The 12,931-nt window shown below is 69.7% G+C and carries 12 protein-coding genes and 1 tRNA gene; 4 read left to right on the forward strand and 9 right to left on the reverse strand.

The features are described 5' to 3' along the window. The first annotated feature begins 48 nt into the window (after positions 1-48). The 3 genes from ACSFA5_RS20615 to ACSFA5_RS20625 all read left to right on the forward strand — a co-directional run bounded on the left by ACSFA5_RS20615 (position 49) and on the right by ACSFA5_RS20625 (position 1,550). On the forward strand, positions 49-510 hold the full coding sequence (locus ACSFA5_RS20615; protein ID WP_435445891.1) for an RrF2 family transcriptional regulator: 462 nt from the start codon (positions 49-51) through the stop codon (positions 508-510). Next, the gene (locus ACSFA5_RS20620; protein ID WP_435445892.1) at positions 500-1,411 is read left to right on the forward strand and encodes an NAD(P)/FAD-dependent oxidoreductase; all 912 of its coding nucleotides are present in this window, start codon (positions 500-502) and stop codon (positions 1,409-1,411) included. Before ACSFA5_RS20615 ends, ACSFA5_RS20620 begins: the two co-directional genes overlap by 11 nt. Positions 1,412-1,474: 63 nt before the next feature. After that, a tRNA-Gly gene (locus tag ACSFA5_RS20625) sits at positions 1,475-1,550 on the forward strand. A gap of 54 nt (positions 1,551-1,604) precedes the next feature. On the opposite strand, the gene fahA is transcribed toward ACSFA5_RS20625, so the two are convergent. From fahA to ACSFA5_RS20660, 7 genes are read right to left on the reverse strand one after another with little or no spacing between them, the layout of a single operon-like run. Beyond that, on the reverse strand, positions 1,605-2,927 hold the full coding sequence (gene fahA, locus ACSFA5_RS20630) for a fumarylacetoacetase (RefSeq protein ID WP_435445893.1): 1,323 nt from the start codon (positions 2,925-2,927) through the stop codon (positions 1,605-1,607). A 12-nt stretch (positions 2,928-2,939) separates the two neighbouring features. After that, complete coding sequence (locus ACSFA5_RS20635) at positions 2,940-3,746, reverse strand: cyclase family protein (RefSeq protein ID WP_435445894.1); 807 nt, start codon at positions 3,744-3,746, stop codon at positions 2,940-2,942. 47 nt (positions 3,747-3,793) lie between these two features. Further along, complete coding sequence (locus ACSFA5_RS20640) at positions 3,794-4,603, reverse strand: ABC transporter permease (RefSeq protein ID WP_435445895.1); 810 nt, start codon at positions 4,601-4,603, stop codon at positions 3,794-3,796. After that, complete coding sequence (locus ACSFA5_RS20645) at positions 4,600-5,370, reverse strand: ABC transporter permease (protein ID WP_435445896.1); 771 nt, start codon at positions 5,368-5,370, stop codon at positions 4,600-4,602. Before ACSFA5_RS20645 ends, ACSFA5_RS20640 begins: the two co-directional genes overlap by 4 nt. Next, entirely contained in the window at positions 5,363-6,220 is an 858-nt protein-coding gene (locus ACSFA5_RS20650) for an ABC transporter ATP-binding protein (protein ID WP_435445897.1), read from the reverse strand. The genes ACSFA5_RS20645 and ACSFA5_RS20650 overlap by 8 nt, the downstream gene beginning before the upstream one ends. After that, positions 6,217-7,176, reverse strand: a complete 960-nt coding sequence (locus ACSFA5_RS20655) for an ABC transporter substrate-binding protein (protein ID WP_435445898.1) — start codon at positions 7,174-7,176, stop codon at positions 6,217-6,219. Before ACSFA5_RS20655 ends, ACSFA5_RS20650 begins: the two co-directional genes overlap by 4 nt. Next, positions 7,173-7,931: a TetR/AcrR family transcriptional regulator gene (locus ACSFA5_RS20660; RefSeq protein ID WP_435445899.1), complete on the reverse strand. Its 759-nt coding sequence runs from the start codon at positions 7,929-7,931 to the stop codon at positions 7,173-7,175. Before ACSFA5_RS20660 ends, ACSFA5_RS20655 begins: the two co-directional genes overlap by 4 nt. Before the next feature lie 100 nt (positions 7,932-8,031). Here ACSFA5_RS20660 and ACSFA5_RS20665 point away from each other — a divergent pair, with 100 nt between their 5' ends. After that, entirely contained in the window at positions 8,032-10,047 is a 2,016-nt protein-coding gene (locus ACSFA5_RS20665; RefSeq protein ID WP_435445900.1) for an acetoacetate--CoA ligase, read from the forward strand. Here the strand turns inward: ACSFA5_RS20665 and ACSFA5_RS20670 are convergent. Then, the gene (locus ACSFA5_RS20670; protein WP_435445901.1) at positions 10,044-12,005 is read right to left on the reverse strand and encodes an adenylate/guanylate cyclase domain-containing protein; all 1,962 of its coding nucleotides are present in this window, start codon (positions 12,003-12,005) and stop codon (positions 10,044-10,046) included. The two genes, ACSFA5_RS20665 and ACSFA5_RS20670, sit on opposite strands and share 4 nt — an antisense overlap. 152 nt (positions 12,006-12,157) lie before the next feature. Further along, the gene (locus ACSFA5_RS20675) at positions 12,158-12,877 is read right to left on the reverse strand and encodes a 2OG-Fe(II) oxygenase (RefSeq protein WP_435445902.1); all 720 of its coding nucleotides are present in this window, start codon (positions 12,875-12,877) and stop codon (positions 12,158-12,160) included. Positions 12,878-12,931: the final 54 nt, after the last annotated feature.

The raw sequence follows: 12,931 nt of genomic DNA on the forward strand, positions 1-12,931 counted from the left end.
ACCGGAAGCGGTCACGCGCCGTTCAACACATGCAACTCATAATGTTGCATGAAACGAGACAGCAAGCTTTCAGGCGTCCTCCACGTGCTGCTGCACATGGCCGAGATGGACGGCCCCGTCACCTCCGAGTCGCTCGCGGCGGCGATGCACACCAACCCGGTCGTCGTGCGCCGCGTCATGGCGGGCCTGCGCCAGGCGGGGTTCGTGAGTTCGGCCAGGGGCCATGGCGGCGGCTGGGTGCTGTCGTGCTCGCTGGCGGCGGTGACGCTGGGCGACATCCACAACGCCGTGGGCGCGCCCGCGCTGCTGGCCATGGGCCATCGCACCGAGAGTCCGGGCTGCATCGTCGAGCAGGCCGTGAACGCCGCGCTCGACGGCGCCTGCCAGGAAGCCGAGGCCTTGCTGCTGCGGCGTTTCAACAGCATCACCCTGGCCGATCTGTCCAGGAACTTTCACCGCCGCATGACGGGCGGCGGCTTCACCTTGAAGGACATCGAACATGCGGCATGACGCCCTGATCGTGGGCGGCAGCTTTGCCGGCCTTTCCGCTGCCATGCAGCTGGCCCGTGCGCGACGCAATGTGTGCGTGGTCGACGCGGGCGCTCCGCGCAACCGCTTCGCCGCCCAGTCGCACGGCTTCTTCGGGCAGGACGGCGTGCAGCCGCTGAAGATGATCGCGGATGCGCGCGACAAGCTGCTCGCCTACCCGACGGTCAGCTTCGTCCAGGCCAGCGTCGTGGCCGCAAGCGCTCAGGGCGCCGAAGGCGCCGACGGATTCACCGCCACGCTGGACAACGGCGAACAGCGCTCGGCCCACAAACTGCTGCTGGCCTTCGGCGTGCAGGACGGCCTGCCCGACATCCCCGGCGTGCGCGAGCGCTGGGGCACCAGCGTGCTGCATTGCCCCTACTGCCACGGCTACGAGTTCAGCGGCCGGCAGTTGGGCCTGTTGTTCGCCGGCGCGCTGCCACCGGACCACGCGCTGCTGATCGCGGAGTGGGGCCCGGTCACGTTCTTCCTGAACGGCAGCGAAGCGCTCGACCCGGAAGTGCGCGCCAAGCTGCAGGCGCGCGGCGTGACCATCGAGCCGGGGCGCGTCGCCGGTATCGAAGGGCCGGGCACCGACCTGGCCGGCGTGCGGCTCGGCGACGGCCGGCTGGTGCCTATCGAGGCGCTGTACGTGGTGCCGCGCACGCGGCCCGCCAGCCCGCTGGCCGCGCAGCTCGGCTGCGCCTTCGACGACGGCCCGCTCGGCCCGGTGCTGCGCGTCGACGCCATGAAGATGACGACCGTGCCCGGCGTCTACGCGGCGGGCGACCTTGCCATGGCCTTCACCAACGCCACGCTGGCCTCCGCCGACGGGCTCACGGCCGGTGTGTCGCTGCACCGGTCGCTGGTGTTCGGGGCCTGATTTCACTTTTTTTCACGGATTTGGCAAAAATGGCCACAGAGCACCCTATAATCTGAGGCTGTCGCGGGAATAGCTCAGTTGGTAGAGCGCAACCTTGCCAAGGTTGAGGTCGAGAGTTCGAGTCTCTTTTCCCGCTCCAAATCGCGCAAAAAGGCCACCCCACAAGGGTGGCCTTTTTCATTGGTGCGCCGGTTCAGCCCCGGGCCGGCAGCACCGTTCCCCGGCTCTCGCCGAACCCGATGCGCGCATGCCCGGGCTTCTCGCACCAGCCGCGCAGCAGCACGGCGTCGCCGTCTTCCAGAAAGCTGCGCTGCTCGCCATTGGCCAGCGTGACCGGGCTTTGCCCCGCGCGCGCCAGCTCGATGATGGCGCCGGCCTCGCCCGGGCCGGGCCCCGAAATCGTGCCGCTGCCGAACAGGTCGCCCGGATTCAGGCTGCAGCCGCCCATCGTGTGGTGCGTGACCATCTGCGCCACGCTCCAGTACTGGTGCCTGAAGCTGGTGGACGACAGGCGCGACGGCCCCGTGTTTTCCTGGCGTGCCTTCTGGCTTTCGAGCCACACCTCCAGCCGGATGTCGAGCGCGCCGCTTGCGCGGTTGGCCGCGTTCTCCAGGTACGCCAGCGGTTGCGGCTCGCTCGCGGGCCGCGTCCAGGCGTGCCGGTAGGGCGCGAGCGCCTCCATGGTCACGATCCACGGCGAAATCGTGGTCGCGAAGTTCTTCGCAAGGAAGGGCCCGAGCGGCGCCATCTCCCAGAACTGGATGTCGCGCGCCGACCAGTCGTTGAGCAGGCAGATGCCGAAGATGTGTTCCCCTGCGCGTTCGAGCGGAATCGGTTCGCCCTGCGCGTTGCCCGTGCCGATCCACACGCCCAGCTCCAGCTCGTAGTCGAGCCGTGCGCAGGCTTGATACGTCGGCGCCTTCGCACCCGGCGCCATCGCTTGCCCCATGGGCCGGTGAAAGCGCTGCCCGCTCACGCCGATGGTCGACACGCGCCCGTGGTATGCGGTGGGAATCCAGCGGAAGTTGGGCGTCACGTCGCCGTCGGGGTTCATCAGGCGGCTGATGTTCAGCGCATGGTCGATCGAGGTGTAGAAGTCGGTGTAGTCGCCGATGCGTGCGGGCACGGTGTATTCGACCTCGGCCTGCGGCACCAGGCACGTGCGCACCGCCTGCACGGTGGCATCGGGCGCGTCGTGCTTCAGCAGGTCGAACAGCGCGTGGCGCAACACCCGCCATGCACCGGCGCCGAGCGCGAAGAAGTCGTTCAGCGCAGGCAACGCAGCCGCGCGCGCCGCATCGAGCGCCGGGCCGTTCAACTGCTGGCTTTGGACCAGCGCCGCCAGGTCGAGCACCTTGTCGCCGATGGCCACGCCGCCGCGAAAAGCCTCGGTGCTGCCCGCGCGCCGGAACACCGCATGCGGCAGGTTCTGGATCGGAAAGTCGCTGCCCGCGGCATGGGCCGATTCGACCCAGCTGCGTGCGTCGGCGTCGTGCGTGCGATTGAGTTCGCTCATGAAAAAGGCTCCTTACACCGACGCCATCAGCGCGTCGTCGAAGATCGCGACCGCGCGTGTCCAGCCCGCCGAAGCGCCGCGAATCTTGTGCGGAAAGCAGCTGATGAAAAAGCCCGTGGGCGGCAGCACCTCCAGGTTGTGCAGCTTCTCGATGTGGCAGTAGCCGATGTCGCGCCCGGCCTTGTGGCCCTCCCAGATCAGCGAGGCGTCGTGCGTCTCGCCGTACTTCTTCGCGGTGTGCACGAAGGGCGCGTCCCAGCTCCAGGCGTCGGTGCCCGTCAGGCGCACGCCGCGCTCCAGCAGGTACATGGTGGCTTCGTAGCCCATGCCCGCGCCGGCCGCCACGTAGTCGTCGTGGCCGTAGCGCGCGCCGGCGCGCGTGTTGACCACCACGATCTCCAGCGGGCTCAGCGTGTGGTCGATGCGCTTCAACTCGGCCTCGACGTCGGCGGCCGTCACCACGTAGCCGTCGGCGAAGTGGCGAAAGTCCAGCTTCACGCCCGGCTGGAAGCACCATTCGAGCGGCACATCGTGGATGGCGATGGCGGGCTTCTTCTCGCCCAGCGCCTTGTCCATGGTCGAGTGAAAGTGATAGGGCGCATCGAGGTGCGTGCCGTTGTGCGTGGACAGCTGCACCAGCTCCACCGCCCAGCCTTCGCCGTCGGGCAGGTCCTCTTTCTTCAGGCCAGGGAAGAAGGGCTCGATCTGCTCGTAGGTCTGCTCGTGCGTGAAGTACTGGATCTTCGGCGCGAAGGCCGGGGGGTCGGACATCACATCGTTTTCGAGAAAGATCGAGAGGTCGACAAACTTGCGTGGCATGGCGGGGCTCCTTGTGGGGTGTTTGAGTGTTGGCGTGAAGGAATCGGTCAGGGCTGCTGCCAGCGCAGCAGGCGTTGCTCGGCAAAGGCCAGCAGTGCATTGCTCACGAAGCCGATGAGCCCGAGCAGCACGATGCCGGCGAACAGATCGCTGGCGCGAAAGGCGCGTGCGGCCAGCAGAATGGCCTGGCCCAGGCCGCTTTGCGAGGCGATCATTTCGCCCACCACCGCCACGATGAGCGCAATGGTCAGCGCCAGGCGCATGCCGGCCAGGATGTCGGGCATGGCGTTGGGCAGGCCCATCTTCCAGATGTACGCCGCGCGCGACATCTGCAGGCAGCGCGCCACCTCCGCCAGGCGCGGCTCCACGGCCGCGAAGCCGTGCACCGTGGCCAGCAGCACCGGCCACATCGCGCCGAAGGCGACCACGAAGAGCACCATGCCGGGGTTCAGCCCGAAGATCGAGATGGCCAGCGGCAGCAGCGCCGAGGCGGGCAGCGGGCGAATGAACTCCAGCGTCGGCTGCACCCACGCGCGCACCGCGGGCGACACGCCGATGGCCGCGCCCAGCACCACGCCGAACAGCGACGCGAGCAGCCAGCCTTCGACCATCCGGGCGACCGTGGCCTGCGTGAATGCGAGCAGCTCGCCGTTGCCTGCGTTCGCGCCAGCGCTGGCGTTGGGGCCCGAGAGGTTCAGCCCTTCGAGCAGGCTGGTGAAGGTGGCCTGCGGCGTCGGCAGGAACACGCGGCTGACCCAGCCCGCATTGCTCGCGACCCACCACAGCGCGACCAGCGCGAGCAGCACGCCCAGCGAGCCGAGCCGGTTCGAACCCGAGCGCTCGTTGCGGCCGTTCATGGCTGCACCCCCATGCGTCGCGCGACCACGCGCTGCAGCAGCACCATGCCCGCGTTCACCGCGAAGCCCACCACGCCGATCCAGCCCAGCCAGGCCAGCATGAGCGCGGGGTCGAAACTCTGCTGCGCGATCATCATCGCGTAGCCCATGCCGTTCGGGTTGGCCGCGATCTCCACCGTCACGGCCACCACCAGCGCCACCGCCACGCCCAGGCGCAGCGCGACGAACAGGCGCGGCACGATGGCCGGCAGCACGATCTTGAAGGCCCGCTCCCGCGCCGACAGGCCCAGCATGCGGCTCACCTCCAGCAGGCGGGGCTCGATCTGCCGCACCGCCGACTGCACCAGCACCAGCAGCGGCCAGAAGGTGGCGAAGGCGACGATGGCCAGCTCCATGCGCACGCCGAAGCCGAAGCCCAGCATCGCGAGCGGAATCAGCGCCACCGACGGCACGGGGCGCAGCACCTCGATGGACATCGACCCGAGCTGCGCCGCGCGGCGCGAGAGCCCGAGCACCAGGCCCCCCGCAATGCCGAGCACCGCGCCCAGCAGCAGCCCGAGCGCGGCGGTGCCCAGCGTGAAGCCGGTGGACTGCCACAGCGAGCCGTCCATCGCCGCGCCGGCAAAGGCCCTGGCCGCCGCGCTCGGCGGCGCGAGCGAATCGCTGCCCAGGGCGGCCGCGCGCCGCGCGTACCACTCGAAAGCGCCGACCAGCACGGCGGGAACCACCCACGGCCGCACCCACCCAAAGACGCCGCGCTCAGTCATGGCCCTGCGCGATGAAGGCGAACAGCTCACGCCGCAACCGCAGGTATTCCGGATGCTCCTTGGTCGTGAGCTGGTCGCGCGGCCGATCGATCTTGACGTCGATCATCCGCGCCAGGCTCGGCCGCCCCGGCCCCGGGTCGGCCTGCAGCGCGATCACGCGGTCGCCGAGGTAGATGGCCTCTTCCAGGTCGTGCGTGACGAACAGCACCGTGAGCCCGTCGTCGCGCACCAGCCGCGCCAGCTCGTCCTGCAGGCTCTGGCGGGTGAGCGCGTCCAGCGCGCCGAAGGGCTCGTCCATCATCATCAGCTCGGGCTTCTGTGCCAGGCAGCGCGCAATCTGCGCGCGCTGCTGCATGCCGCCCGACAGCTGCGCCGGAAACTTCTGCGCATGCTTCGCAAGGCCGACCTTGCCCAGCACCTCGGCGATGCGCGGCGCGCGTTGGGCCGCCGGCACGCCGGCCGCTTCGAGCGCCAGGCTCACGTTGCCCTCCACCGTGCGCCAGGGCAGCAGCGCGCGGCCGTAGTCCTGGAACACGAACGCGACCTCGCGCGAGGGCGCGGTCATCGTCACGCCGTTGCGGCGCACTTCGCCCGCGCTGGCCGTGACCAGCCCGCTGGCCGCGCGCAGCAGCGTGGTCTTGCCGCAGCCGCTGGGCCCGACGATGCACACGAACTCGCCGCGCGCCACGTCGAACGAGGTGGGCGACAGGATTTCGCGTCCGCCCAGGCGGATGGCAACGCCGTCGAAGCGCAGGAACGGCGTGGCCTGCATCGCGGGGCCGGCCGGCGAAGAAAAGGCGTTCGCCGGCAACGCGGCGCGCGCTGTGACAGGAGCGGGTGCCGAGATCACTTGGCCACCAGCTTCGCCACGTCGATGTTCGTCTTGAGCATGTCCTGCTCCTTCATCAGCCCGGTCCAGTAGGCGAGCTGCTTCTCGGTCACGACCGCTCCGGGCGGCGAGATCTGCACCTTGGCCAGCACCTCGGGCGGCAGCTTGATGTACTTGCCGATGGCCGCGCGCACCCTGGCGTCGTTCTTCGTCTGCTGCATGAACGCGGCCGACTCCACCAGCGCCTCGCGGAAGGCGCGCGCCGCGCCCGGGTTCTTCGCCACCCATTCGCGCTTGGCCGCATGCACGATGGTCTGGTTGTTCTCGGGCAGGAAGGTCGAGTAGTACGAGGCCACGTAGCCCGCGCCGCTCTCGGTGATGCGGCTCATGAACGGGTCGGCCGACACCACCGCGTCGACCGACCCGCCGCGCAGCAGGTCGGCATGCTGCGGGAACGCGGCCTCCACGAAGTTGACCTTGCGGTAGTCCACGCCGCTGTCCTTCAGCCAGGCGCGAAAGGTCACGTGCAGGAAGGCGCCCAGGCCCGGCACGCCGATCTTCTTGCCCACGCAGTCCTGCGGGCCCTTGATGCCCGAGCCCGCGCGCGCCACCAGCCCGAAGCCGGTGATGGTCTTGGACGTGAGCCCGCCGCCCGCCACCAGCACCAGGTCGAGCCCGCCGTCCACCGCCTGCAGGAACACCGAGGGCGTGGGCCCGCCGATCTGCAGCGAGTCGGACTGCAGCGCTGCGGGAATGGTCGAGTTCAGCGGAATGAACTTCAGCTCCACCTCGAGGTTGCGTTTCTTGAAGTACCCCTCTTCGGCCGCCACGAACACCGAGGCGAAGTCGGTCACGGCCGTGTAGCCGAACACGACCTTCGGGTTGGCCTGCGCGAAGGCGGGCAGCGCCGCCGTGGCCGAGGCGGCGGCCAGCGCCGACAGCAGGGTGCGCCGCTTCATCGTGGGGGTCTTCGTCATGTCTTCAGTCTCCTGGGGGTGGTCTTGGTGCGTGGGGGCTTGGCGGTTTTCGGGCGCGGCAGCGCGGCGCGCAGCCCGCCGACGATGAAGCTCACCAGCATCGGCGCCACGGCCGGGTCGGCGCGCTTGTTTTCGCCGCGCGACAGCCGCTCGATGCGGGTGTCGTTCAGGTGGTGCAGCAGCGCGCCCAGCGCGAACTGGTAGCCCCAGGCGGCCTGGCTGCGCGTGGCGTGCGGCAGGGCGGTGTGCAGCGCGTCGATGTAGGCCTCGGCCAGCGGATCGAAGTAGGCGCGCAGCACGCGGTCGGCCTCTTCGGTGGCGTGGTACAGCTCGCGCGCCACCAGCAGCGCGTAGTACTCGCCCTCGGCGCTCGCGCGCAGCGCCAGCACCGGCGCGGTGAAGGCATCGATGATGCGCGGCAGCGTGCGCGCGTCGTCGGGGTCGATGTTCACCGCCGCCAGCCCGGCGAGCCGCGCCTCGATGGAATGGCCCCAGTGCTCGAAGATGGCGTGAAACAGCTCGTGCTTCTGGCCGTAGTAGTAGCCCACCAGCGCCAGCGGCACGCCGGCCTCCTCGGCGATCTGGCGGATCGTCACCACGTGGTAGCCGTGGCGCGCAAAAAGCTTCTCGGCCGCCAGCAGGATCGCCTGCTTGCGGTCGGGCCGCGCGGTCTCGGGGGCGACTGCTGCTTCTGCGGGGCTCGGCGTCGGGGTGCGCGAGGCGCTGCGCCTTGCGGTCGGTGTGCGGGTGCTCATCGGGGCGTATTGAACGCTTGTACAAAAACATTGAACACGCGTACAAACCCTGAGGTCAACCCTCATTGAGCAGGCTCGTTCGCGGCGCTACGCTCGTGCCATGGCCGTTCCCAACATTCCCCAGATCCGTCTCTATCAAAACTGGCTGCACGACACGCGCGGCCTCTCGTTCGACAGCTACGACGCGCTGTGGCGCTGGTCGGTCACCGACCTCGACGCCTTCTGGCAGAGCCTGTGGGACTACGCCCGCATCGGGTCGCCCACGCCGCACACCGCGGTGCTCGCCGAGTCGCGCATGCCCGGCGCGCGCTGGTTCCCCGGCGCCCAGGTCAACTACGCGCGCGAGGTGCTGCGCCACGTCGACGCGGCGCACGCGGCCGGCATGCCCGCCATCGTGAGCGACAACGAGCGCGGCGAGGTGCGCGAGATGTCGTGGCCCGAACTGCGCCGCGAGGTCGCGTCGGTGGCGCTCACGCTCAAGTCGCTCGGCGTGCAGCGCGGCGACCGCGTGGCCGCCTACCTGCCCAACGTGCCCGAGACCATGGTGGCCTTTCTGGCGTGCTCCAGCATCGGCGCCGTGTGGAGCGTGTGCGCGCCCGACATGGGCACCGCCGCCGTGGCCGACCGCTTTCGCCAGATCGAGCCCAAGGTGCTGATCGCGGTGGACGGCGTGCACTACGGCGGCAAGGCGCTGGACCGCAGCACCGTGCTGCACGAACTGCGCGCCCAGCTGCCGAGCGTGAAGAAGCTGGTGCTGGTGAAGACAGCCTACGCCGCGCAGACGGTGCCGCACGACATCGAATGGCTGCACGCCACCGACCGCTACGACGACCGTGTGGCCGCCTTCGAGCCCGAGTGGCTGCCCTTCGACCATCCGATCTGGATCGTGTATTCGAGCGGCACCACCGGCCTGCCCAAGCCCATCGTGCACGGGCAGGGCGGCATCATCCTCACCATGCATGCCTGCGGCCTGCACAACGACGTGGGCGCGAGCTACGGCGCCAACAACTTCGGCGAGCGCTACCACTGGTACAGCTCCACCGGCTGGGTCATGTGGAACTCGCAGCTCTCGGGCATGGCCTTCGGCGCCACCATCTGCATCTACGACGGCAACCCGGCCGGCAGCAAGGACAGGCCCGACTGGGGCGTGCTGTGGCGCTTCGTGGCGCGCCACAAGGTCACTTTCTTCGGCGCGGGCGCGGCCTACTTCACCAACTGCATGAAGGCGGGCCTGGTCGCGAAGGACTGCGGCGACCTGTCGCGCGTGCGCGCGCTCGGCAGCACCGGCTCGCCGCTGCCCGAAGAGGTGCAGCGCTGGGGCTCGCGGCAGGTGCTCGACGCGGGCTCCCCCGAGGTGTGGTGGTGCAACATCTCGGGGGGCACCGACTTCTGCGGCGCCTTCGTCGGCGGCAACCGCGAGCTGCCCGAGGTGCCGGGGCAAATGCAATGCCGCGAACTCGGCCATGCGGTGGAGGCCTGGAACGAGAGCGGCCAGCCTGTCATCGGCGAGGTCGGCGAGCTGGTGTGCACCCAGCCCATTCCGTCGATGCCGCTCTACCTGTGGGGTGACGAGGGCAACGCGCGCTACCTGTCGAGCTACTTCGACACCTACCCCGGCGTGTGGCGCCACGGCGACTGGATCAAGATCGGCGAAGACGGCGGCTGCGTCATCTACGGGCGCAGCGACGCCACCATCAACCGCCAGGGCCTGCGCATGGGCACCAGCGAGATCTACAGCGCGGTCGAGGGCCTGCCGGAGGTGCTCGACTCGATGGTGGTCGACCTGGAGTACCTGGGCCGCGACAGCTACATGCCGCTGTTCGTGGTGCTGCGCCCCGGCGTGGCGCTGGACGACGCGATGCGCGCGCGGCTGAACAACGCCATCAAGACCTCGCTGTCGCCGCGCTTCGTGCCCAACGACATCTTCCAGGTGGCCGAGATTCCGCGCACGCTGTCGGGCAAGAAGCAGGAGCTGCCGATCAAGAAGCTGCTGCTGGGCCAGCCGATCGAAAAAGTGGTCAACCGCGAGGCCATGGCCAACCCGGCCAGCCTCGACTGGTACGTGGCCTTTGCCGCGCAGCGCGCGGCCGCGGCCCCGCAAGCCGCGGCAGCCTAGGACGTCAGCAGCTCGTAGAGCACCATGCGCGTCTGCCGGCCGCGCAGCTCCACCAGCTCCTCGACGCGCCGCGTGTGCAGCCTGCCTTGCAGCCCGGCGAAGGTGACCTCCGACATCAGCATCTGCGTGCCCAGCTGCTTGTTGATGCCCTCGATGCGGCTCGCCACGTTGATGACGTCGCCGAAGGCCGTGTAGGACAGCCGGTCGTTCGAGCCCAGCACCCCGGCGATCACCGTGCCGGTGTGGATGCCGATGCGCGTGCGAAACCCGGGCAGCCCCTGTTCCAGCCACTTGCGGTTGAGCTCGCTCATTTCCACATGCAGCTCCAGCGCGGCCAGGCAGGCCTTGTGCTCCGCGTCGGGCAGGTCGGCCGGCGCGCCCCACAGCACCATGATGCCGTCGCCGATGAACTTGTCGACCACGCCGCCGTGCCGCGCGAACACGCCGGTGGCCAGGTTGAAGTACTCGGTCAGCATGCCCACCAGCACGTCGGTGTCCAGCGACTCCGAGATCGAGGTGAAGCCCTCCACGTCGGTGAACATCACGGTGATGCGGCGCGGCGAGCCGTTGGGCGCGAGCGCGTGGCCCTCGGCGATGAGCTGCTTGACGACGTCCACCGGCACGAACTTGCTGAAGGCCTTGAGGCTGCGCGCCGATTCGTCCAGCGCCTGGTTCAGGTGCTGGATCTCCTGCACACGGCTCGGTTCGCGCGGCAGGTTGTCGAGTTCGAGCCGGCCGATGCGGCGCGCGATGCGCGAGAGGTTCTCCACCGGCGAGGTCACCAGCTTGGAGAGCTTCAGCGACATGAACAGCGCCAGGGCCAGGAACACCAGTGCCAGCAGCAGGCCCCAGAGCACTGCGCGGCGCAGCCCGCCCAGCACCACGTCTTCGGGCACCCAGCTCACCAGCTCCCAGCCCGTGGCCGTGATCAGCGAGGTCTGCACCAGGTAGCGCTTGCCGTCGAAGTCGAAGGAGAAGGTGGAGTCGCCATCGCCGTCGCCGCCCGCGTGGTCGTCGGCCGCGATGTGCCCGTGCATCTGTGCGTGCAGCGCGCCCAGGACTTCGGTGGGCGGCTCCAGCCGGTGCAGCACGCCCGGCATGTCGCTGCGTGCCAGCACCTTGTGGTCGGCGCTCAGCAGGGCGCTGTGGCCATAGCCGCTGCCGCTGAAGAGCCGGACGAACTCCGACAGCCTGCCGAGCGACACATCGCCCGCCATCACCACCAGCGCCTGGGGGTCGGCGCCGGTGTGGCGCCGCTCGCTCGGCAGCGCGTAGGTCACGCCCAGTTCCTGTGCCGCGACGAACACGTAGGGCTGCGTCCAGATCGGGCCCTGCATCCTGTCGGCCTGCTGGAACCAGCTGCGCCGGGTCGGGTCGTAGCTGCTGCGAAAGGACTCGACGCGCTGCGTGGCAAAGCGCTGCTGCGCATCCACCTCGGCAGCAAGGGGCTGCTTGTATTCCCAGGTCTCGGTGGTGAAGGCCGTGCCGTGCACGATGTGGCGGATGGCAGGCACCGGGTAGCGCAGCGCCATCAGCATCTCGCCGCGCTCGTTGGCCACGTAGACGCTGTCGAGCTCGGGAGACTGCTGCAGCAAAGTCCAGAGCAGCTCCGCCGTGCGGCCGGTGTACGGGCCCGCTGCGCTCAGGCTGGGCGCGCTGCCCACCGCACCGACCACCGACTCGACCTTGGCGAGGAAGGCCACCACCTTGTCCTCGATCCGGCCGTGGTTGGCCCGATGCGCCGTGGTGCCGATGTTCGACACCAGCCGCTGGGAGCCCCAATAGCCGAGCGACACCAGCAACAGCGACTGGGTGAGCGCGACGACGCTGACGATGGTGCCCACGTCGACCCTGAATCGGCGCGAGCGCCCGGGCGGCGAGGCCGGCACCGGCGCGGCGGCGGTTGTTGACGACGGCTTTCCAGCCGCGGCCGGGTTCCCGGACGAGTTCTTGTGCATACAGCTCCCTGACGACCACCAGAACACACCCGCCGCGCCAAGGCCGCGGGTCGGCATCCGGTGGGCCCGCGGCCCCGATCGTGGGTGTCGGGGATCCTGGCGGGCGCCGGAAGCGGGCCGATTTTCGCTCGACTTCGGTTTGGTGGGGGCCGCTAGCGCGCGTCGTGCAGGATCAGGCCCAGCGTGTGCCGCCGGCCCGAGCGCAGCCGGCTCACGCCGTGGCGCATCGTCACGCGGTAGCTGCCGCGCGTGCCCGCCACCGGCCGCTGGTCGACCGCGAAGATCACCGCCTCGCCCTGTGCGAGCGACACCACCTCGGCGCGCGACTGCATGCGCGGGCGCTGCTCGGTCAGCACGAACTCGCCGCCGGTGAAGTCCTGCCCCGGCACGCTCAGCAGCACCGTGAGCTGCAGCGGGAACTGCAGGTCGCCGTACAGGTCCTGGTGCAGGCAGTTGTAGTCGCCTTCCTCGTAGCGCAGCAGCAGCGGGGTGGGGCGCAGCTGGCCCGCGGCGTGGCAGCGTGCCAGGTAGGCGGCGTGGTCCGGCGGATAGTCGGCCGGCCGGCCCATGGCGGCGGCCCACGCGTTGGCCAGCGGCGCGAGGCGTTCGTACAGCGCGCCGCGCCACGCCGCGAGCTTCTTCGGCAGCGGGTAGGCGAAGTACTGGTACTCGCCCTGGCCGAAGCCGTGGCGCTGCATCACGACGCGGCTGCGAAAGCGCTCGCCCTCGCCGTACATCGCGATGAGCGCGGCGCATTCGTCGGGCGTGAAGAGGGGGCCGGCGACGGCGCAGCCGCGGGTGGCAAGGTCGGTTTCGATGCGGGGCCAGTCGAGGGCGGCGACGGTGCGTGCAGGGGTGACAGGGGTTTGCATCAGGCCAGTGTCGGGGCGCCCGGCTGGCAGTGCTGGCCGTTTCCGGACGCCATG

The organism is Variovorax monticola (assembly GCF_051216855.1).
In the GTDB taxonomy this organism is placed as follows: domain Bacteria; phylum Pseudomonadota; class Gammaproteobacteria; order Burkholderiales; family Burkholderiaceae_C; genus Variovorax.

What these genes read in the sequence shown, in the direction of transcription:
- ACSFA5_RS20615 (WP_435445891.1), top strand. Translation starts at nt 49, where the DNA reads ATGAAACGAGACAGCAAGCTTTCAGGCGTCCTCCACGTGCTGCTGCAC.
- ACSFA5_RS20620 (WP_435445892.1), top strand. Translation starts at nt 500, where the DNA reads ATGCGGCATGACGCCCTGATCGTGGGCGGCAGCTTTGCCGGCCTTTCC.
- fahA (WP_435445893.1), bottom strand. Translation starts at nt 2,927, where the DNA reads ATGAGCGAACTCAATCGCACGCACGACGCCGACGCACGCAGCTGGGTC.
- ACSFA5_RS20635 (WP_435445894.1), bottom strand. Translation starts at nt 3,746, where the DNA reads ATGCCACGCAAGTTTGTCGACCTCTCGATCTTTCTCGAAAACGATGTG.
- ACSFA5_RS20640 (WP_435445895.1), bottom strand. Translation starts at nt 4,603, where the DNA reads ATGAACGGCCGCAACGAGCGCTCGGGTTCGAACCGGCTCGGCTCGCTG.
- ACSFA5_RS20645 (WP_435445896.1), bottom strand. Translation starts at nt 5,370, where the DNA reads ATGACTGAGCGCGGCGTCTTTGGGTGGGTGCGGCCGTGGGTGGTTCCC.
- ACSFA5_RS20655 (WP_435445898.1), bottom strand. Translation starts at nt 7,176, where the DNA reads ATGACGAAGACCCCCACGATGAAGCGGCGCACCCTGCTGTCGGCGCTG.
- ACSFA5_RS20660 (WP_435445899.1), bottom strand. Translation starts at nt 7,931, where the DNA reads ATGAGCACCCGCACACCGACCGCAAGGCGCAGCGCCTCGCGCACCCCG.
- ACSFA5_RS20665 (WP_435445900.1), top strand. Translation starts at nt 8,032, where the DNA reads ATGGCCGTTCCCAACATTCCCCAGATCCGTCTCTATCAAAACTGGCTG.
- ACSFA5_RS20670 (WP_435445901.1), bottom strand. Translation starts at nt 12,005, where the DNA reads ATGCACAAGAACTCGTCCGGGAACCCGGCCGCGGCTGGAAAGCCGTCG.
- ACSFA5_RS20675 (WP_435445902.1), bottom strand. Translation starts at nt 12,877, where the DNA reads ATGCAAACCCCTGTCACCCCTGCACGCACCGTCGCCGCCCTCGACTGG.